Below are 22,701 nucleotides of genomic sequence, written 5' to 3' on the forward strand. Positions count from 1 at the left end.
CGAATGACTTCCGCGTCGTCGCCATCGGGGTCGCTGTCATTGGCGAGGATATCGATATTGACCGGGGTATCCTCGGGCGTCGTTACCGCATCGTCTCTCGCGATCGGCGGGATGTTGAGGACGGTATAATTGAACGTGACGACCGTCGTGCCGCCGGCGCCATCGGATGCCGTGACGTTGATGGTGTAGATGCGCTCACCTGTCGGTCCGGACGCATCATTGGCGATGTCACCGGAAATCGTGCTGCCTGAAAGCGTCAGACCCGGCGGAAGGCCGGTAACGCTGTAGGTCAGTGTGCCGCCTTCCGGGTCGGAGAAGAAGGCGGAGAGGTCCAGGCTGTCGGTATCGCCGTCGTTGCGGGTCCGGTCGGCGATCGGACTGCCGATCGGATCGTCGTTGACCGGGGTGATGGTCACGGTGACCGTTCCCGTCGCGGTGCCGCCATTGCCGTCCGAAATCGTGTAGGTGATCGTGTCGGTGCCGTTGTAGTTGGCATCCGGCAGGTAGGAGATCTCACCGTCGGCGAGGATGGTAACCGTGCCATGGGCGGCGGTCGCCGAGACGACCGAGAGCGGATCACCATCCGGATCGCTGTCATTGGCCAGCACGTTGAGGGTGACAGCCGTGTCTTCCAGCGTCGTGGCGTTGTCGTTGACGGCGATCGGAGCGGGGTTGGAGACGGTGAGCGCGAATGTCTGCTGCGTCGTGCCACCGTTGCCGTCCGAAACGGTGACCGTCACCGAATAGACGCCGTTGTTGCCGCCCTGGCTGGCATTGCGGTCGATCGTGCCGGTGATGATACCCGCAGCGCTGATCGACAGGCCTGCCGGCAGGCCGGTCTGGGAATAGGTCAGCGTATCGTTATCGGCGTCGGAGAAGAAACCGGAAACATCGAAATTGACTGTTGCGCCATCATTGGCGGCGCGATCCGGCAGCGGTGTGCCGACCGGCGTGTCGTTGATGGCGCTCACGGTAACCGTCACCGTGTATTCGTTGCGGCCGCCATTCGGATCGGTGACGACGAAGCTGAACGTATCTGTGCCGTTGTAATTGGCGTTCGGCGTGTAGGTGTAGGTTCCGTTGGCATTGATCGTCACCGTGCCATGAGCGGGTGTCGTCGAGCCGGCTGCAAAGGTGATCGGGTCGTTATCCACATCGGTGGCGGTCAGGGTGCCGGAAAGGGCCGTGTCTTCGTTGGTCGAAACGCTGATATTGGAGGAGGTGGGAGCGTCGTTGACCGGCGTCACCGTGCCGTTGACGGTTGCGTTGGCAGAGGCGGTGCCGTCCGAGACCGTATAGGTGAAGCTGACATTGCCATTGAAATTCGCGTTCGGCGTGAAGCTCAGACGGCCGTCGGCATCGAGACGGATCGATCCGCCGGTGATCGCGACGGACTGGCCGGCGGCAATCGCCGTGCCGTTGATGGCGGTGACTGTCAGGGCGTCGCCGTCGGCATCCGTGTCATTGCTGCGAACATCGAAGGTGATCGCTGTGTCTTCCGGCGTGGTGAACGTGTCGTTTGTGGCAACCGGTACGTCGTTGACCGGGGTGACGGTGCCGTTGACGGTGGCCGTCGCGGTACCGCCGTTGCCGTCGGAAATCGTGTAGGTGAAGCTCGGGCTGCCGTTATAGTTGGCCGCGGGATTGAAGGTGAGCGTGCCGTTGGCGTTGAGTGTCACCGTACCGCCGGTGACGGAGACGGTGGCGCCTGTAACGATTGCGGTGCCGTTGATCTGCGTCACCGTCAGCGTGTCGCCATCGACATCCGTATCGTTGGCGCGAACGTTGATGGTGACGGTGGTGTCTTCTGGCGTGGTGAACGTATCGTTTGTGGCGATCGGTGCATCATTGACCGGTATTACAGTGCCGTTGACGGTTGCCGTCGCGGTGCCGCCATTGCCGTCGGAGATCGTGTAGGTGAAGCTCGGGCTGCCGTTATAGTTGGCGGCGGGGTTGAAGGTAAGCGTGCCATTGGCATTGAGCGTCACCGTGCCGCCGGTGACGGAGACGGTTTCGCCAACCGAGATCGCCGTCGTGTTGATCGTTGTAATGGTCAGCGTGTCGCCGTCCGGGTCGCTGTCGTTGCCGAGGACGTTGATCGTCGTCGGCGTGTCTTCGGCGGTGGTAAACATGTCGCCGGCGGCGACCGGCGGATCCTGCACAGGAGTGACGGTGCCGTTGACCGTTGCGGTCGCGGTGCCGCCCTGGCCATCGGAAATCGTGTAGGTAAAGCTCGGGGAGCCGAAATAGTTGGCGGCAGGCGTGAAGGTGAGCGTGCCGTTGGCGTTCAGCCTGACCGTACCGCCGGTGACTGCGACAGAGCCGCCGGAGGTGACGGCCAACCCGTTGATCTGCGTCACCGTCAGCGGGTCGTTGTCTACATCGCTATCGTTGGTCCGCACGTCGAAGGTAATGGCCGTGTCTTCCGGCGTGGTGAAGGTGTCATTGGCGGCGACCGGTGGGTCCTGGACCGGATTGACGGTGCCGTTGACGGTGGCGGTCGTCGCGCCGCCCTGGCCGTCGGACACGGTATAGGTGAAGCTCGGGTTGCCGTTGTAATCGGCGTTCGGCGTGAAGGTGAGCGAGCCGTTGGCATTGAGCGATACTACACCGCCGGTGACGGTGACGGGATTGCCGACAGAGATCGCTGTGCCGTTGATCGCGGTGACCGTCAGCGTGCCGCCGTCGACGTCGCTGTCGTTTGCCCGCACGTCGAAGGTGACGGGCGTATCCTCATTGGTCGTGAACGTGTCGTTGACGGCGTTCGGCGCGTCGTTCTGACCGGTGACGGTGACCGTCACGGTGGCCGTCGCGGTGCCACCCTGGCCGTCCGAGATCGTGTAGGTGATCGATGTCGCACGGGTCTGGCCGGCGGCAAGATTGTCGAAACTGGTACCGGGGTTGAAAGCATAGGTGCCATCGGCATTGATGGTGAATGTGCCGCCGTTCGAACCGGCAACCGCCGCACCGACACCAGCGCCGCTACCGCCGACCGCCGAAACAGTGATCGGATCGCCATCGGGGTCGCTATCATTGGTAAGGACGGAGCCGTTGATCGCAGCATTTTCGGTCGTGGCGAAAGCATCGTTGCCGGCGATCGGCGCCGGGTTGGCGACAGCCCAGGTAAAGCTGCGGCTTGCCTGCGCGCCGGAACTGTCGGTGGCCGTCACGGTAACCGAATAGGGGCCGTTGACGCTGGCGCTGCGGTTGATCGTGCCGGTAATGACGCCGGCTGCGCTGATCGACAGGCCGGGTGGCAGACCGGTCGTGGTATAGGTCAGGCTGTCGCCTGCATCCGGATCGCTGAAATTGCCGGAGACGTTGAGCGAGACCGTCTGGGCGTCGCTGGAGCTCTGGTTGGCGATCGGAGTGGAGATCGGGGCGTCGTTGACGCCTGTAACGGTGACCGTGAAGGTGGCGGTTGCAGTGCCGCCATTGCCGTCGGAAACCTGGTAGGTGACCGAACTTGTCCGCGTCTGACCGGCGGCAAGATCGACAAAGGCCGTGCCCGGGTTGAAGACGGCTGCACCATTGGTGCCGATCGTGAACGTGCCGCCGTTGGAACCGGCAACGGCCACACCGACATTGCCGGAAACGCCGTTTACCTGGGAAACTGTCAGCGTGTCTCCATCGACATCCGAGTCATTGGTCAGGACATTGGCCGAGACATTGCTGTTTGCGGCGGTCTGGGCACTGTCATTGGCCGCGACCGGGGCGTCGTTGACGGCATTGACCGTGACGGTGACGGTGTACTGAACGCTCACCGTTCCGTCGCTAACGCGGTAGGTGAACGTGTCGGTGCCGTTGAAATTGGCGGCCGGGGCATAGGTATAGGTGCCGTTGGCATTGATGGTGACAACGCCATGCGAAGGGCCGGTGGAGCCCGCCGAATAGGTCAGCGTATCGCCATCGACATCGGTCGCGACCGGTAGTGTGCCGGAGAAGAGCGTATCTTCATTGGTGCTGATCGCTGCATTGGAACCGACCGGTGCATCGTTGATCGGGGCAATGTTGATCGTCGACGTGTCGGTATCGGAAAGCGCGCCGCCGGTTCCGGTATTGCCGCCGTCATTGGTGACCATGGTCAGCGTGACCGGGCCATTGGCATTGGCGACCGGCGTGTAGGTCGGCCTCGAGGAGCCGGCGAGGAAGGCGTTGATATTGGCAACAGTGCCGGTGAGCGTGATCGAGTTGCCCGAGCCGGTAACGGTGACGCCGCCGGCGGTTGCGGCCGACAGCGTGCCTGAGCCGACCGTCAGCGTCACGGTGACATTGCTTGTCCCGGCATCGACATCGGAAATCGAGATGCCTGTCAGCGCGAGAGCCGTGTCTTCGTTGGTGGCGAAGCTGCCGGGCAGCGTGTTGACCGGCGCGTCGTTGACGGCGGTGACGTTGAAGGTAATCGTGTTCGGTGTCGGGTCGGTATTGACGCCACCATTGGCCGTGCCGCCATTGTCGCGCACCTGGAAGGTGAAGGACGCGAGTGCCGTGCCATTGGCATTGGCGTTAGGTGTGAAAACGAGGCTGCCGATATTGGCGGCGTTAATGACCTGGTTTGCGGTGACCTGAACGCCGCCAAGCGTCAGCGCGCCATTGGTCGGCAGCGTGTTGATGATGACGGCCGACAATGTGTTCGCCGGGCTGTCGTTCGGGTCGGTGAAACCGAAATCGGCGGCGGTGAAGGTGTAGCTGCCATCCTCTGTCAGCGTGATCGTCTTGTCGGTGCCGGCAGGTGCATCGTTGACCGGAGTGATGGTGATGGTCGAGGTATCGATATCGGTCAGCGCCGGGCCGCCGGTATTGCCATTATCATTGGTCGTCATCGTCAGCGTGACACTGGCGACGGAATTGGCGGCGGGCGTGAAGGTCGGGCGGGAGGCGCCCGCGAGATAGGCGTTGATGGCGGAGATCGTGCCGGACAGGACGATCTGGCCATTGCCGCTGCCGGTGACCGTGACGCCGCCGGCATTGGCTGCGGTGAGGATGCCGCTATCGACTGCAAGTGTTACGGAGACCGTGCCGGTGCCGGCATCCGCATCGGAAATCGACAGGCCGCTCAGACCAAGGCCCGTGTCTTCCAAAGTGGTGTAACTGGCCGGAATGGTATTGACCGGCGGCGTATTGATCGAGGCGACCGCGACGGCAACCGTCGCCGTCTCGGTGACGCCGCCGGAGGTGACCGTGTACTGGAAGGTTGTAACGCCGTTGTAATCGAGCGTCGGGGTGAAGACGAGCTGTCCGCCCGAGGTGAGCTGCACCGTGCCGTTGGCCACCGATACCGTGCCGCCGACAGCAATCGCGCTACCGTTGATGGCGGTAATCGCACGCCCGGGGTTGTCGAAAGTGTCGTTGGCAAGAACAGGAATAGTGACCGCGACATCCTCGTCGGTGGAGACGGAATCGTTGGCGATGTCGGTTACCGGCGTGATCGTCACACCGATGGAGTCGACATCGGTAAGTGAGCCATCCGAGGTGGTAAGCGTTATCTGGGCGGGACCGTTGTAATCGCGGGTCGGCACATAGGTGGCGCCGGCAAGCGCGGCATTTATCGCGGCCGTGGTGCCGGAGAAGGTCATGGTCGCATCAGACGTGCCATCGCCCGCAGTGAAGGTAAGGCCGGCGATACTTGAGAGCGAGAAGGCGCCGTTGGTGACGGTCAGCGTCACCGTCAGCGTGCCGTTATCGACATCGGTGACGGAGATCGCGTTGCCGGCGGCAGGCGAGAATGTGATCGTACCGTCTTCGGCCACCGTCTGGGCGCCCGGCACGGTGTTGACAGGGGCGTCGTTGACGGGCGTCACATTGACGGTGACGGTAGCGGTTTCGATGACCTCGCCGGACGTCACCGTGTAGGTGAAGGTCGTCTGGCCGTTGTAGTTCGCTGCCGGCGTGAAGGTGATCGTGCCGTCGGAATTCAGGCGTGCCGTGCCGTTGGCAACCGCGACAGTGCCGTTGACAGCGACAGCCGTTCCGTTGATCGCGGTGATCTGGTGGGCGGAATTCTCGAAACTGTCGTTCTGGTTGACGTTTATGGCGACGGCCGTGTCTTCCGGTGTCGTTACTGTGTCGTTGGCGATATCGGCTACCGGCGTGACGGTGATGGCGATGCCGTCCGTATCGGTGAGCTGCCCGTCGGAGGTGACGAGCGTCACCTGGGCCGCGCCGTTGTAATCGGCGGTTGGGGTGTAGGCGAGGCCGGCAAGCGCCGCGTTGATCTGCGCCGCCGTGCCGGCAATCGTCACCGTGCCGGTGCCGTTATTGGTAATCGCCGCGCCCCCGCCTGTCGTGACGGAGAGCGCGCCGTTGGTGACGCTGACGGTGGTGGTAAGGTTGCCGCCGTCGACATCTGCCACGCTGACGCCGCTGATCGCCAGCGGAGAATCCTCCGCGGTCGTCTGGGCACCCGGCACGGTGTTGACCGGCGCGTCGTTGACCGGCGTGACATTGACGGTGACGGTAGCGGTTTCGATGACCCCGCCCGAGGTGACGGTGTAGGTGAAGCTCGTTTGGCCGTTGTAATCCGCCGTCGGGGTGAACGTGAGCGTGCCATTGGCGTTAAGCCGCACGGTGCCGTTTGCCACAGCGACCACGCCATTGGCGACGATCGAGCTGCCATTGATTGCGGTAATCTGGTGGGCGGAGTTCTCGAAGCTGTCGTTGGCGTTGACGTCGATCGTCGCGGTCGTGTCCTCGTTGGTCGTCACCGTATCGTTGGCAATGTCCGCGACGGCCGTGACGTTGATCGTCCGGCTGTCGGTATCCGTCAACGACCCGTCGCTGCTCGTCATGGTCAGCGTCACCGCGCCATTGAAATCGGCGACCGGGGTATAGACCGGCTGGGTGGCACCCGCAGCAAGGTAGGCATTGATATTGGCGAGCGTGCCGGTAAGCGTGATCGTGCCGGTGCCGGACCCCGAAACGGTGACGCCGCCTGCACCCGCGGCCGCGATAGTGCCGGAATTGACGCCGATCGAGACCGTCATGCTGACGGTGCCTGCGTCCGGGTCGGCGACAGAGAGGCCACTGAGCGAGAGCGGCGTATCCTCTGCCGTCGTATAGCCTGCCGGCAGGGTGTTGACTGGCGGATCGTTGACCGGGATGACGGAGACCGTTGCGATCGCCGTGTTGGATGCCGCGCTGCCGTCGTTGACGGAGATGCTGATCGTACGGGCGGTCGATCCCGGATCGTCGGACGTCGAGGAATAGCGGATCTGCTGCAGTGCCGTCTGGTAGTCGGCCTTGGAGGCCGAACCGGAAAGCGTCAGCGTGGAGGTCGACGAATTATAGGCAAATGTGATGCCGGAGGGCAGGGTGCCTGCAATCGACAGCGTGTCACCGGCCACCGGATTGGTGATGACGATCGTTGCCGAACTCATGTTGGCATTGTCGACGTCGGTGATCAGCACGTCGGTATCGACGATGGCGACGCCAGTGCCGTTTTCGGTGTAGCTCGTGGTGAAGCCGGTACCGGCGCCCGAGGCGTCAAGATCTAGGATTGGGGCATCGTTGACCGGCGTGACGGTGATCGTCGAGGTATCGACATCCGTCAGCGTGCCGCCCGAGCCGGTATTGCCGCCGTCACTTGTGGTCATGGTCAGCGTGACTGCGCCGTTGAAATCGGCGACAGGCGTAAACGTCGGGCGGGATGCGCCGGAGAGAAATGCGTTCAGGTTGGCAAGCGTGCCGGTCAGCGTGATCGTGCCGGTTCCCGAGCCGGAGACAGTGACGCTGCCGGCGGCACTTGCGGTCAGGATGCCGGAATTGACGCCGAGTGTGACGGTCATTGTGCCGCTGGCGGCATCGACATCGGAAATCTGGATGCCGGTCAGGCCGACAGATGTGTCTTCGGCCGTCGAAAAGCTGCCAGGCAGGGTATTGACCGGCGCATCGTTGACGGCCGAAATCGTGATCGGGCGGGTATCGACGTCGGTCAGCGTGCCGCCCGTGCCGGTATTGCCTCCATCGCTGGTGGTCATGGTCAGCGTGACGCTGCCATTGGAATTGGCGACCGGGACATAGACCGGGGCGGAAGCGGAAGCGAGATAGGCGTTGATATTGGCAAGTGTGCCGGTGAGTGTGATCGTGCCGCCCGAGCCTGTGACGATGACATTGCCGCCCGATGTGGCGCTGAGCGTACCTGCGGTTACCGAGAGTTGTACGCTCATCGAGCCGGTTCCGGCATCGACATCGGTGATGGACAGGCCGGTCAGCGCGACATTGGTGTCTTCATTGGTCGCCCAGCCCGAGGCCGGCAGGGTGTTGACCGGCGCATCATTGACAGCGGTGACGTTGATGGTGACGTTCGCCGTTTCAGTGACGCCGCCGGAGGTAACGGTGTAGGTGAATGTGGTCTGGCCGTTGAAATTGGCGGTCGGCGTGTAGGTGAGCGTGCCGTCGGCATTGAAGGTGACGCTGCCCTGACCTGCGGGTGGCTGGGTCACTGAGGTCAGTGTACGGCCTGAATTCTCGAAATTGTCGGCCGATGCACCGTTCGTGCCGGTGATGACGTTGAAGGAGAGCGGCGTGTCTTCATTGGTTGTGACTGTATCATCGACAATGTCGGCGACCGGCGTGATGGTGATCGCGACCGTATCGGTATCGGAAAGCGAACCGTCCGAGGTGACCATGGTCAGCGTGTCGGTGCCGTTGTAGTCGGCATTGCCCTGGTAACGAAGCGAGGCAAGCACGGTGTTTACCTGGGCCTGCGTGCCGGAAATGGTGACTGTACCGGTCCCGGCCCCCGTGACTGTTCCGGCTGTCGCCGAGGGCGAGAGGATGCCGTTGGCGACCGTCAGCGTCACGGTGACATTGGTGCTGTCCACATCAGTAACGGAGAGCCCGGCAATGGCGGTCAGCACATCTTCCTGAACCGTTTGCGGGCCGGGGACGGTATTGACGGGGGCGTCGTTGACGGCAATCACGTTGACGGTCGCAACCGCCGTATTGGAATTGACCGCGCCGTCATTGGTGACGACGTTGATCGTACGGGCGATGGTCGACGGGTTTTCGGACGTCGAGGAATAGCGGATCGCCTGCAGGGCCGTCTGATAGTCCGCTTTGGTGGCCGAACCGGTCAGCGTCAGGGTGAATGTCGCCGCATTGTAGCTTACGGTGATGCCCGCCGGCGGATTGGCAAGAGCCAGAACGTCGCCCGCCTGGCCATTGCCGATCGAGACAGTCAGCGACGTCATGTTGGCATTGTCGACATCGGTGATCAGGCTGGATGCGCCGGTGATGGCGACGCCCGTACCGTTTTCGGTGTAGCTCGTAGAGTATCCGGTGCCGGAGCTGCCGGTATCGAGGTCGAGGATCGGCGCGTCGTTGACGGGGGTGATGTTAATCGTGGCGGTATCGGTATCGGTAAGCGGGCCGCCGGATCCGGTATTGCCGTTGTCGCTCGTGGTCATCCGCAGGACGACCGGCCCATTGGCATCGGCGACCGGGACATAGACGGGTGCGGAGGCAGAGGCGAGATAGGCGTTGATATTGGCGAACGTGCCTGTCAGCACGATGGTGTTCGTCCCCGAACCGCTGACCGCGACGCTGCCGCCCGCTGTCGCGGTAAGCGTGCCGGACGCGACGTTCAGCGTCACCGACATCGAGCCTGTCGCAGCGTCGAGATCGGTAATCGACAGGCCGGTCAGCGCGACATTGGTGTCCTCATTGGTCGTCCAGCCAGCGGCCGGAAGCGTGTTGACCGGTGCATCGTTGACGGCGGTGACCGCCACCGTCGTGACGGCCGTGTTGGAAGCGAGCGCGCCGTCGCTGACGGAGACGCTGATATTGCGGCCCGTCACCGTGCCGCCGATTGTCGGGTTGTCCGATGTCGAGGAGTAGAGGATCTGCGCCAGCGCCGTCTGATAGGCCGCCTTGGTGGCCGACCCCGTGAGGGTCAGCGTGTAGGTTGCGGAATTGTAGCTGGCGGTAATACCTGTCGGCAATGTGCCGGTCGCGGCCAGAACGTCTCCCACTTGACCGTTGGTGATAACGATCGTCGCCGAGGCGATGTTGGTATTGTCGACATCGATGACCGAGTTATTTGTGTTGGCGATCGCAACGCCCGCAGCGTTTTCCGTATAGCCGATCGAATAACCGGAGCCTGCGGTCGAGCCGTCGAGGTCGAGTACCGGCGCGTCGTTGACGGGATTGATGGTGATGTTGCGCTGGTCGATATCCGTCAGCGGTCCGCCGGTTCCGGTATTGCCGTTGTCGTTGGTCGTCATGGTCAGGACCACGGCGCCGTTGGCGTCCGCGACCGGCACATAAACGAGAGCTGATGCAGCCGCGAGATAGGCGTTGATGTTGGTGACGGAGCCCGACAGCGTGATCGTGCCTGTTCCGGTGCCGGTAACCGTGACATTGCTGCCTGCGGCAGCGGTGATCGTGCCGGTGGCGACGTTGAGTGTCACCGTCATCGTGCCGTTGCCTGCATCGATGTCGGCGATCGACAGGCCGGACAATGCGACGCTGGTATCCTCGTTGGTCGTCCAGCCGGAGGCCGGCAGTGTGTTGACCGGCGCGTCGTCGACGGCGATGACGCTGATCGTCGAGGTAGCCACGGCGGACGTCAGGCCGCCGTCACTGACCGTGACGTTGATCACACGCGCCGTGGTGCTCGGGTTATCGCCCGTATTGGAGAAGGTGATGCCGCGGATGGCGGCAGCATAGTTCGCCTTGGTGGCCGCACCCGTCAGGGTGACGGTAACCTGCCCGGTGACGGATGTATCGACTGTTCCGGAAATCCCGGTCGGCAATGTTCCAAGCGTCAGCAGGTCGCCGGCCTGGGCGTTGGTGAGCACGATGGTCGCGGAACGGATGTTGGTGCTGTCGAGGTCGCGCACATCGGTCGCGGTACTGCCGATCGAGACGCCGGCCCCGTTTTCCGTATAGGTCGTCGTATAGTTGACGCCGGCAACGGCATCGACATTGGTCAGGGCGCTGACATTATCGATGAAAATGTCGTCGGTTGCGACCACAAGGCCGGCACCGACACTGGAGAAGCTGAACACGAGATTACCGTTGGCCGCCACCGTGTTTGGCAGATTGATGGTGATGCCGGTGCGTGTCCAACTGCCGGACGTCGAGGCAGCGACAGTGGATGGAGAACCGCTTGCGCCGTTGAGATAGGTAATCGTCGCCGTATTCGGCGTACCGTTGACCGTTCCCGTCGTAATACGTGCGTAAACGACGCCGCCGATGGAGACGTCGACCGTGGAAGGCAGCGTCGTATCGTTCGGCAAACCGAGCAGGATGCCGTTGTTCCAGCCCATCTCGAAAGTCAGCTGCGCTGCGCCCGACGGCGCCGAACCGTTGTTCCAGCCGGAAATGCCGGTCTGCGTCAGCGTGCCCGTGGTGTTGTCACCCGTCCACGCAAAACCACCACTGTTGACCGCTCCCGCACTGCCGCCGACCGTCCAGCCGGTACCGCCGGGATTGGCGCCATTGTTGATGATCTGCGACGGTGTGGTGCCGGAATTGAGGTCCACGATCGGGGCGTCTGCGTTGTAGCCGAAATCTCCATTGAGATTAACAGCACCGATCGTTGTCAGGGTTGCCGCCTGTACGGTTGCGGTGGTCGCTGCCGCCGTGCCCAGAACGCCGTTGGTATCGGTGACCCGTACCACATATTGACCGGGCAACACGCCGGTGAAGAGGTATTTGCCATCGGCGCCGGTCGTGTCGGTCGCCAGCACGCGTTCGCCGGCATCGGCGACACCATTGCCGTTTACATCGTCGATAAGCTGGACGGTGACATTGGCGATGCCGACATCGCCGGTATCGAATGTGCCATTCGTATTGTTGTCGTCATAGATCTGGTCGCCGATCGAGCCCGTCGGCGGCACCCAGCGGGCCGCATCGGCAATACCCGTCAATACGGTGGTGCCGTTCGTCGTGATGGTGATTGCCGAACCGACAGCCGCGCCCGTGTTGACGTTGATCTGCTGCAGCGATGACGTGCCGACGAGATAGGTATTGCCGTTGAGATCGCCGCCGCCTTGAGCGAGGCTCGTGCCGCTCGGGTTGGCAATTGTGCCGACAATCGCACCATTTGCAAGATTGTAGCGGGTAATGGTGGCGGCGGCGCCGTTAAGGCTAAGCAGGTAGCCGTTGGTGGTATCGATGGCGAAATCGCCCCAGTCGTTCGTCCCGGTAATGGCTGCCCCGAACGTGGAAGCCGAGGCGATCGTGCGCCCGTTACTGCCGAAGGTGATGCGATAGATCTGGTCGTCTGTGCCGGTGACGTTTTCCACACCGAGATAAAGCGAACCTTGATAGAACGCCGCGGCACCACCCCCGACACCGGTCGTGCCGGTGGTGATGCTCAGCCCGGCGCCGTTGTTGGTCAGATCGCTGTCAATCAGGATATGCGTATTGTTGATGAAATCGTAGGCGTAGAGTGCGCGGTTGGTATTGGCGGTGCTGCTGTCGGTGTAATAGATCAGGCCGTTCTGCTGATCGACCGAGAGCGAATTCAGGACGTCACCAACTGCCACGCCGCCGACGGTTGCCGGAGCGATGGTGATTGCTGTCGCCTTGCCGATCGTTACATCTACGCTGTAGATCGTACGACCGGAAACGACCAGCATCGCACCATTGCCCACATTTGCCTGGACGTTCAGGAGCTCAGCATATTCGCGTTGGGCATCAAGCGACGGGAGAACGGACGCGGTGATCTCACCGGTGCGGTATTCGAGGTCCCAGTCGCCGCCGAGTGCCGCGTTGCCGGTGGAATCGGTCGAGGCGGCAATATCGGCACCTGTCATGTAGCCCATCATCCGGGCGGCATTCTGACCAAGTTCCCCTCGTGCGAAATCGCAGCCATAGATCAGGATATCGGCATCGTCGGTCAGGGACGACCGCAGGCCCTGCAATTCGTCGGCGTAATCGCCGGCCATGGATTCGATCGTCAGCTCCGCCGAGCCGAGATAAAGCCGCCCCTCATCGCCATGGGAAATGATGTGAACCTGTTCCACATCCTTCATGTGAGACAGGGCTTCTGCCAATTGTTCGATACCGTCGCGCCCCTTCTCAAGCACGATGACCTCGAAATCTCCGTCAATGTCCTGAAGCAGCGTTTCGTAGTCCGGAACAGAACTGTCGACCACCACCACCTGTCTTACGGATTCAATCGGTGGTTGCGTTGGCTCGGGTGCGGCGTCCGGTACGGCGGCCAGCGCCTTTGACAGTGCGTCGCTGTCGCGATCACTTGCTTCCGCGGCCGGGTGGGCGTCAGCGGCATCGCCTGATTTTGTGGAACGCTCGTCTTGCGCGTGATCTACGGTTGCAGCGCCTGCCGCGTCGAAGGCAATTCGCTGTTCAAGTTCCATGAGCATGGAACTGAACTTGTCCTGTGATCCTCGCTTCGATTTTCCGGCTTTCTTGCCGGCTGGCGAAGATTTTTCAGGACGAGTGAAATGCTCGTTCATGCCGTGTCTCCCGCTTTAAGACTCCCGACAGACCGTGCGGATATATGCCCGGTTGTACGAAAATCGCTCGGGCAACGGTTGTCGGATTAACGAGTTCCAAGGATTAGAATCGTCTTGTTTACGAAATACTAATCGCCGACTGCGAATTTTAGTAGTGCAAGATATAGCATTGAAAAAGGCTAAAATCGGCACATTTCGTCAATTCTTGGCGCATCCATCGCGCGAAGGAATATGTCATCCACACGTTCGGGAGAGCTAATCCATTAGGTCCTTATTAATCATATTCGTAAATGTTTAAGCAGCCCTGGGTTTCCGAATGCGTTTGTGCCCCATGTCAAAGTTGAGTGGCTCAAAGTCGGAAGCACGCGTTCCCTGGTATCGCTTGTCGCGAGGGTATCGATGCAATGACTTAAGAGGTGACGCAGTGAAGTTTCCGCTGATTTGGACCGTGCTTGCCGTCTTGCTTGCGACCGGGTGCACGGTAAAAACGGAACCATTCACTCCGGAGGTAAACGCAACCTTCGGAAATGAAAAACTCCTTCGGGCGACAGCAAACCAGGAGCCGATGACAGGCTCGGTCGATCTGTATCAGGCCATGGCAAGAGCGCTTAAATACAACCTTGACACGAAAGTCGAGATTATGCAAGCGGCCCTGAAAACGCGTGAAGCCGACCTTGTCAGCTACAGCGCGCTGCCCAAAGTGGTGGCAGGAGCAGGGTATGCCGGGCGTAACGAAGCGGATGCATCGACCCCCTCCACGCGCGACGACAATATCCGCACTGCCGACCTGACCTTCTCGTGGAACATCCTCGATTTCGGCCTCTCCTATGTGCGGGCCAAGCAGGCGGCTGATCAGGCGCTGATCCAGGAAGAGATGAAGCGTCGGATCGTCAACAAGGTGATCGAGGACGTACGCACCGCCTATTGGCGGGCCGTCAGTTACCAGCGTCTTGTCGGACGCATGAGGGCGCTCGAGAACCGGGTAGCCAGAGCCTTGCGCGATACGCGCGGCCTGTCTTCCGGCGGTGAGAGCTCACCGCTTGTGGCGCTCACCTACGAACGCGAGCTGATCGAGGTCAAACGCGAGGTCGAAATGCTGGAAGGCGAGCTGAAGGTCGCCAAGAGCCAGCTTGCGGCGCTGATGAATGTGACGCCCGGAACCCATTTCACTCTCACTGTGCCGAAGCGCGCCTCCACCAAGCTCGCCGTGCCCGACAACATGCCGGAAATGTTCCGCATCGCGGTGGAAAACCGCCCGGAAATGCGTGAAGTGGCCTACCGCACAAGGATCAACGAGAAGGAGGTCAATGCCGCACTTCTCGATATTTTGCCGGGCTTCAACGTCTATGCCGGAGCGAATTACGATTCGAACGAATTCATTTCCACCAATGACTGGTTGTCATGGGGCACGAAGGTCAGCTTCAACGCGATGAAGCTCGTCAGCATGCCGGCAGTCAGCAAAAAGATCGAGGCAGAGAAGGAGGTGCTCGACGCTCGTGCGCTCTCCGTCGCCATGGCGATCATGACTCAGGTCCATATCAGCCGCGTCCGTTATGGGCATCTGAAGAAATCCTATGGAACGGCTGCAGCCCTTTCCAACGTTTCCCATCGTATCTTGAAACAGGTGAGGGACGAGACGACGGCGCAGCGTACCAGCGAGCAGATCCTCATCCGCGAGGAGATGAATGCGCTTCTGGCCGATGCCAAGCTCGATATGGCCTATGCGGATCTGCAGAACGCCTATGCCAATATCTATGCCTCACTCGGCGTCGATCCGTTCCCGGCCGGGCTTTCCACTGCTTCCAGCGTCGAGCAGATGGCAGCGCAGCTGAGGACCATGTGGACCGATGGAGGCGGGCCGGCAAAGATCGAGGTGATCGCCGCCAAATAACGGTGTGAGCCAGAATAGCACTGTGAGGAGAGTGTCGTGCGAACATGGAATGTAAAGGGTCTTGTCCTTGCGGCACTCGTCACCACCGTTGCGGGCTCGGTCCAGGCGCAACAGCATGGAGAAACGCTGCGCGGCATCGTCAAGGCCGTTAATGAGGCGATGATCGGCACGGATCTGATCTTCCCGATCGCCTCCCTGCCGTTTCGCGAAGGACAGCATTTTGCCAAGGGCGATATCCTCGTTGCCTTCAACTGTGCCGATCTGGAAGCCCAGGTGAAATCGGCCGAGGCCATGTTGCGGGCGGAAACGATCACGCACGAAAACAATGTCCGGCTTGCGCGCTCCAAGGCGGTCGGCACGTTCGAGGTATCGCTTTCCAAGGCAAAGACAGATCAGGCCTCCGCCGAACTGGAGGCTTTTCACAGCAAGATGTCGCGCTGTGTTATCCGCGCGCCCTATGATGGCCGCATTGCCTTCATGCGCGCCCATGAGCATGAGATACCCGAACCGAACCAGCCACTGATGCAAATCGTCAGCGAAGGCGATCTTGAGATCGAGACACTTCTCCCGTCGAGCTGGCTGAAATGGCTGAAACCCGGAACACGGTTCGGCATCACGATCGACGAAACCGGAGAGAAGAAAGAGGCCGAGGTTTCGCGAATTGCAGCGATTGTCGATCCGGTCAGTCAGACGGTGAAGGTTACCGGTCGCTTTACCGGCGACACGAACCATATTCTGCCGGGCATGAGCGGCCCGACCGAGTTCAACCCCGCATCGGGGGGATGAGGTGATGGAACAGAATATCAAGGCTTCACTTCGCCCCTCTGCGGCCACCGTCGCCGATCCCGTGGCCGTGTCGAAGGGATATGAGCTGTTGCTACGGGCCGAGGCTGAGGCCCGCCAGGTACAGACGGTGAGCGAACTCGCCTTCCTGATTGCCAACGAAACGATCCGCATCACCAAATGCCGACAAGCTTTTGCGCTTGCCGGGCGTCCGGAAAACCTGATCGTCAAGGCCGTCACCTCGATCGGTAGCGTCGATCGCAATTCGCCGCGAATCCGTTGGATCGAGGCCATCGTCCAGTCACTGCGCGCCGACAAGGGCGTAGAAGCACCCCGCGATTTCGCGCTGCCCGCTTATTGTCCGCCTGGCGATACCGAACACGTGAATTTTCCCTATCGTTTCATCGCCTGGTTTCCCTTCAAGCTCAGGGATGGCACCGTGTTTGGCGGAATGCTGCTTGCCCGCGAAATGCCATGGACGGAAGCCGACCTGTTGATTGCTCGCCGTTTGTCCGGCGCCTACGCCCATGCCTGGGCAGCACTTGTCGGTGAGCGCAGGCTGAAACGGCGCATCAAGGTCAAGCCGTTGCTCGCCGCCGCCGCAGTTGTGGCCGTTACGCTCGGTTTTTACCCGGTTCCCCTGACGGTTCTGGCGCCGGTCGAGGTCGCACCGATCTCACCGCGCATCATCGCGGCCCCGATAGATGGCGTGATCGACAGCATCGTCGTCAATCCGGACCAGGCCGTCAGAGTGGGCGAGCCGCTCTTGAAAATGTCGGACGTTATGCTGCGCAACGAGCTCGCGGTCGCCGAACAGGACGTGCGCGTCGCGGAAGCCAAGCTGATGCAGGTGACGCAAGGGGCTGTCTCCGATCCGAAACTGCGGGCGGATCTGGCGATCACCCGCAGTGAATTGACGGTTGCGGCTGCCAAACGTGACTATGCCCGCGACATGCTGCAGCGCACCGATGTGCGTGCTCCGGCTAATGGCATTGCCATCTATACCGACCGTCGCGACTGGGTGGGGCGGCCGGTGACGACCGGCGAACGGATCATGGAAGTGGCCGATCCGGACCGCATGCAGCTGCGCATCGATGTGCCGGTGGCCGATGCCATCGCGGTTTCCAAGGGCGCGAAGGTGCGGGCCTTTCTCGATTCCGATCCGCTCAATCCGGCAAGTGCCAAGGTTGTTGCGGCGTCCTTCGAGGCCCGGATGATCGAAGGCGATGTGCTGGCCTACCGCATCTATGCGGCGCTGGATGGTGAACCGCAGCAGATGCGCCTCGGGATTCGTGGCACGGCGCAGATCAGCGGTGAGAAGGTGGCGCTCGCCTATTACCTGTTCCGCAAGCCTATCTCCGTCATCCGCCAGCGGCTGGGCCTATGATCGTCGGCCAGCCCCAGATCGCCAAACCTCAGGATGCGCCATTGCCGGTGCTTCGCGAAGACCTGCAGATCATGCGGGTAGGGGCAAGTTATTCCGGCGCTCCGACCTGGGTGGTGTTCGACCCGATCCGCAACCGCTTCTTCCGCATCACCTATGAGATGTTCCAGCTTCTGAGCCTGTGGAATGTCAGCCGCACGGTGGGAAATCTTCTGCGGACAGTCAATGCGCGGCTCGTCGAGCGCCTGTCGGTAGATGACCTCGGTACGGTCGTGCGGATGCTGGAACATAATCTCCTGCTGGTTGAGCCGACGCGCGGCGCCTGGCGGGCACTGCATCAGAAGGCGCAACCGCGCCACGCCTGGTTCATGCGGCTCATTCACAATTACCTGTTCTTCAAGATTCCGCTGGTCCGACCCGAGCCCTTCATCCGCGCCACATGGCCGTATGTCGCTTTCCTGTTCAGTCGGGTATTCTGGTGGCTTTCTGCCATCGTTGGACTTATCGGCGTGTATCTCGTCTCGCGCCAGTGGGATTCCTTCATCGGAACGTTCCCTTTCGTCTTTTCGCTGGAGGGGGCGGCGATCTCCATCCTGTCGGTGATCTTCATAAAATGCCTGCATGAACTCGGCCATGCCTATGTGGCTCATCGCTTCGGCTGTCGTATCCCGACCATGGGGGTGGCGTTCATGGTGATGATGCCGCTGCTCTATACCGATGTCAGCGATGCCTGGAAGCTGAAGTCACGCTGGCAAAGATTGAGGATCGATTCCGCCGGCATGCTGGTTGAGCTGACGGTCGCCGCTTATGCGCTTCTCGCCTGGGCCTTTGTGCCGGACGGACCGCTGCGCAGCGCGATCTTCGTGCTCGCCGCCACCGGCGTGGTGTTGAGCCTCCTCGTCAATCTCAACCCGTTCATGCGCTTCGACGGTTACTACATTCTGGCCGATATGCTTGGGGTGGAAAACCTGCAGCCGCGCAGTTTCCGGCACATGCGCTGGCGGCTGAGAGAATTTCTGTTCAAGCCCGGTTATGCTGCGCCGGAAGCCTTTCCACCCCGGCTGGATGTCATCCTCACCGCATATGCGATCGCCACCGCCATCTACAGGCTGGTGCTTTATCTCGGCATTGCCGTGCTCGTTTATCACTTCACCATCAAGCTTGTCGGCATCCTGCTTTTTGTCGTCGAGATCGGCTTTTTCATCATTCGTCCCGTCGTCATGGAAGTGAAGGAGTGGTGGGCCATGCGCAGCGATATCGTCAGAACCCGGCGGACCTATGTTACGCTCTCGATCCTCGGGCTGCTTCTGGTCCTTGCCTTCCTGCCGCTTTCGACCCGCGTGACAGCACCGGCGGTGATCTATCCCGAACAGTTCGTGCGGCTCTATCCGCAAGAACCGGGGCGCGTGGAAAAACTCGATATTTCATCCGGGCAGGCGGTGAAGGCGGGCGACATCCTGTTCGTCATCGATGCGCCGCAGATCAGGGAAGAGCTGCGGATCGCCAATGTCGAGATAGAGCTTGCCCGTTCGCGTCTCGCCCGCGTCGGCGCCAATGCCGATGACCTCGCCCAGCGTAGTATCATAGAAAGCGAACTTGGCAGTTCGCTCGCCCGCAAGACGGGGCTTGAGGAACGCAAGGCGTCACTCATCGTCAGGGCGCCGTTCGAGGGCACGATCACCGAGATCAATCCGGAAATTCTGGTCGGTCAGTGGGTTGGGCGAAATGAGCAGATCGCCATTCTTTCAGCTGGCAACGGGTCCGTTGCACGGGGATATGTGGCGGGCAATGATAGTTCGCGGCTCTCCGTCAATGCAGCGGGGTGGTTCATTCCAGACGATCTTTCGCAGCCACGGCTGCCAGTAACGCTTGCCGCGATTGCAGAAGCCGGAGCGCGCGAAATCGACCTGCCACAGCTTTCCTCGCAACATCACGGAGCGATTGCAGTACACGTTGCAACTGAGGACAAGCGCCAACGGCTGGTGCCGATATCGGCACAATATGCAGTCGTCGCAAGGATTGGCGACGTCGCGTTTCTCCCCGGTCGATCGGTCCAGGGCGTCATGCTCCTGGACGGCACGGGCGTCAGCTTCGCCGAACGCGCCTGGCGGCGCGTGCTGATGGTGCTTTTCCGAGAAGCCGGGTTTTAGAGGCGCCTACCGGGGGTATCCGTATTCTTGTGATCGCAGATCACCCGTTCGTGAGAACGAAGATGACCTGTTTGAGCGACCTGCCGACTTGTTGAAACGTTTCCGGCGCCTAATTTTAGCTATCGGACCCCCACCGAAAGCATGCCTACATGGATCTGCATACCAGCCGGCCGAACTCCACCGAGACCGCTTCTGACGACGGACTTGAGAGCGGCCGCACCGATCATCACGCGACCGCGCCGGAAGAGGTTTTCCGATATGAAGGACTATCGGTCGGGACACGTCGTATAATCGTGCTGATACTCAATATCGGGACGATTGCAGCGCTTGCTTATGGATTGTTTCGTATCCTTTCGCCGGATGGGATCGATGTCTTCGAAGCTGTCATGCTGATCGGTTTTCTGCTGGCCATGCCCTGGACGGTGCTGGGCTTCTGGAATGCGATCATCGGCCTTGTGCTACAGCACGGACCGGGCGACCCGGCGCGCAGCATCTATCCGTTCTACCCCACGGGTTTTCACAACCGGCCACGGGTTCTGTCGTCCCGAACCGCGTTGACCTTGTTCCTCAGAAATGAAGATCCGCTTCCCCCTCTGGCGCGGCTGGAGGCAATGGCCGAAAGCCTGAAGGCGACAGGTCTTGCACATCATTTCCGGATCTTCGTCCTAAGCGACACGTTCGACAAAGCCGTCGCCGAAGCAGAGATGACCGGCTTTGAACGCTTTTTGGAAGCGGTTGGCATGCCGGCGGAAAACCGGCCTATCTATCGTAGGCGCGAGATCAATACCGGCTACAAGGCCGGCAATATCCATGAATTTCTCGATCAACACGGCAAGGACTATGATTTCTTCCTGCCTCTTGATTCAGACAGCGTCATGTCCGGCGATGCGATCATTCGGCTTGTTGCGGCGATGGAGAGGAGGCCGGAAATCGGCATCCTGCAGACGCTGGTCGTGGGAATGCCTGCCACCAGCGGCTTTGCGCGCATGTTTCAATTCGGCATGCGGCATGGCATGCGGACCTTCACCATGGGCGCAGCATGGTGGAATGCCGATTGCGGTCCCTATTGGGGGCATAATGCCCTGATCCGCACCGCGGCATTCCAGGCGCATTGCAATCTTCCCGTCTTGCCTGGTTCACCGCCACTCGGCGGATATGTGCTGAGCCACGACCAGCTGGAGGCCGCCTATATGCGGCGCGGCGGCTATGAGGTTCGGGTTCTGCCTGTCGAGACGCAGAGTTTCGAAGCCAATCCGCCGACATTTCCCGATTTCGCCAAGCGCGACCTGCGCTGGTGCCAGGGAAACATGCAATATTGGCGCTTCCTGTTCGAACCCGGACTGAAATCGCTCAGTCGATTTCAGCTGTTGCAGGCAATCTTGATGTATGTCGCGCCGCCTGCCTGGATTGCCGCAACCTTTGTTGCCGCCTGGAAGGCCATGTCGGCTGGCTTTGATCCCGCCTATCTGCAGCTTGGTCTTTCGCTCTTCGCGGCCATCTTCTTCATGTCCATCGCCCCCAAACTGGCCGGCATGCTTGATGTCTGTCTGACCAGAGGGGCGGTGCGCCGCTACGGCGGCGGTTTGCGTTTCGGGTTTTCCGTCGTTCTCGAAATCCTCGCCTCTATGCTGATGGCGCCGATCATTGCCGTTTATGTCTCTGTTTTTCTGCTGTGCCTGCCGTTCGGGCGCTGTGTGACATGGAGCGGCCAGAACCGCGACAGGCTGGGCGTTTCTTTCCGCTCGGCGCTCAAAACCATGGGGCTGCAGACTGTCATCGGCTTTTCGCTCGGCATCACCCTCCTGTTCGGAGCGGGGGCCAGCGCTCTTTTCTGGACGCTGCCGATGGTGGCCGGCCTCTGTCTGGCAATCCCGTTTACCATGCTTACCGCTTCGAGAGGTTTCGGCCGATGGACCGCGCGTTTCGGCCTGTTCGCCGTTCCGGAAGAGGTGCGGATGCCCCGGATATTGAGTCCGCTGGTCCCGCATGCCGCCCGTCGCTGGCGAAGACCGGATCATGCATTCAGGTCCGAACAAGAAACCGGTGCTTCCCGCCAAATACTGGCGGAAAATCGCACATGACGATGTCGCGCGCGTTGTGGTTGACCGGCGTCAGGCAAGCCGAACTGAGATCGACATCGCTGGGCACGCTTGGTGAAGGCGAACTTCTGGTCGAGAGCAGCTTTGGGGCGATCAGCAGGGGGACGGAAGCACTGGTCGCCGAAGGAGCCGTCCCCGCAAGCGAGCGCGACTGCATGCGTGCTCCGATGCAGGCCGGCAATTTTCCGTTTCCGGTCAAATATGGTTATGCGGTGGTCGGTAAAGTCAGTGCCGGTGGTGAAAGGCCGATCGGCCAGACGGTTTTTTGTCTTCATCCGCATCAGGACCTGTTTCATATACCGGCGAACATGGCAATTCCGGTTCCATCGGAAGTGCCGGCCGCTCGTGCCGTATTGGCCGCGAATATGGAAACGGCGCTGAACGGCATCTGGGACGCTGGCATCATGGCCGGCGACAAGGTGACCATTGTTGGCGGCGGGCTGGTGGGGCTGCTGGCAGGTTTTTTGGCTGCGAAGGTTCCCGGAACGCAAGTGACACTGGTCGATGTCAACCCGGACCGCGGCAGGCTCGCCAAAACGCTCGGCTGCAGCTTCGCTCTGCCGGGCGATGCCGAGGTCTCTGCCTGCGATAGCGACGTGGTCATCCATGCATCGGCAACGTCCGATGGCCTTTCGACGGCCATTGCCGTCGCCGGTTTCGAAGCACGGATCGTTGAAATGTCGTGGTTCGGAGACAGCTCGTCCGTCGTACCGCTCGGGGGCCGGTTTCATAGCCACCGTCTTTCGATCGTTGGCTCGCAGGTGGGCCATGTTCCAGCGGCACGAAGAGCCCGATGGCCACTTTCGCGGCGACTTGAAACGGCGCTGGCGCTTTTGGCGGATGATTGTCTCGATGCCCTGATTTCCGGGGAGACGGCTTTCAACGACCTTGCTGGCCGCTACATCACCATCCTGTCCGATCCGGACACCTTGTGCCACCGCATCCGCTATGTCTGACAACCGGAGTA

General features: G+C 61.1%; 6 protein-coding genes and 1 pseudogene. 6 read left to right on the forward strand and 1 reads right to left on the reverse strand.

Translation table 11 applies throughout. The annotated features are described in order from the left end of the window. Positions 1-2 precede the first annotated feature (2 nt). A pseudogene (locus tag HNQ72_RS19470) lies at positions 3-13,427 on the reverse strand (tandem-95 repeat protein); the annotation flags it as partial. A gap of 565 nt (positions 13,428-13,992) precedes the next feature. Between HNQ72_RS19470 and HNQ72_RS19475 the strand changes: the two are divergent. The 6 genes from HNQ72_RS19475 to HNQ72_RS19500 all read left to right on the forward strand — a co-directional run bounded on the left by HNQ72_RS19475 (position 13,993) and on the right by HNQ72_RS19500 (position 22,690). After that, a complete protein-coding gene (locus HNQ72_RS19475; protein ID WP_244654454.1) occupies positions 13,993-15,318 on the forward strand; it encodes a TolC family protein in 1,326 nt (441 codons plus the stop codon). A 36-nt stretch (positions 15,319-15,354) separates the two neighbouring features. Next, positions 15,355-16,104 (forward strand): efflux RND transporter periplasmic adaptor subunit, encoded by a 750-nt coding sequence (locus HNQ72_RS19480; protein ID WP_183994387.1) that lies wholly within the window; start codon positions 15,355-15,357, stop codon positions 16,102-16,104. A gap of 4 nt (positions 16,105-16,108) precedes the next feature. Then, positions 16,109-17,488: an efflux RND transporter periplasmic adaptor subunit gene (locus HNQ72_RS19485; RefSeq protein ID WP_183994389.1), complete on the forward strand. Its 1,380-nt coding sequence runs from the start codon at positions 16,109-16,111 to the stop codon at positions 17,486-17,488. Further along, positions 17,485-19,635: a site-2 protease family protein gene (locus HNQ72_RS19490; protein WP_183994391.1), complete on the forward strand. Its 2,151-nt coding sequence runs from the start codon at positions 17,485-17,487 to the stop codon at positions 19,633-19,635. The genes HNQ72_RS19485 and HNQ72_RS19490 overlap by 4 nt, the downstream gene beginning before the upstream one ends. Positions 19,636-19,784: 149 nt before the next feature. Next, entirely contained in the window at positions 19,785-21,716 is a 1,932-nt protein-coding gene (mdoH, locus tag HNQ72_RS19495) for a glucans biosynthesis glucosyltransferase MdoH (RefSeq protein WP_183994393.1), read from the forward strand. Further along, complete coding sequence (locus tag HNQ72_RS19500; protein ID WP_183994395.1) at positions 21,713-22,690, forward strand: zinc-dependent alcohol dehydrogenase; 978 nt, start codon at positions 21,713-21,715, stop codon at positions 22,688-22,690. Before mdoH ends, HNQ72_RS19500 begins: the two co-directional genes overlap by 4 nt. The last annotated feature ends 11 nt before the right edge of the window (positions 22,691-22,701 follow it).

The sequence above is a fragment of the Aliirhizobium wenxiniae genome, assembly GCF_014201355.1.
GTDB classification, from domain to species: domain Bacteria; phylum Pseudomonadota; class Alphaproteobacteria; order Rhizobiales; family Rhizobiaceae; genus Neorhizobium; species Neorhizobium wenxiniae.

Coding starts and splice junctions, on each gene's coding strand:
- HNQ72_RS19475 (WP_244654454.1), top strand. CDS start 13,993: ATGACAGGCTCGGTCGATCTGTATCAGGCCATGGCAAGAGCGCTTAAA.
- HNQ72_RS19485 (WP_183994389.1), top strand. CDS start 16,109: ATGGAACAGAATATCAAGGCTTCACTTCGCCCCTCTGCGGCCACCGTC.
- HNQ72_RS19490 (WP_183994391.1), top strand. CDS start 17,485: ATGATCGTCGGCCAGCCCCAGATCGCCAAACCTCAGGATGCGCCATTG.
- mdoH (WP_183994393.1), top strand. CDS start 19,785: ATGGATCTGCATACCAGCCGGCCGAACTCCACCGAGACCGCTTCTGAC.
- HNQ72_RS19500 (WP_183994395.1), top strand. CDS start 21,713: ATGACGATGTCGCGCGCGTTGTGGTTGACCGGCGTCAGGCAAGCCGAA.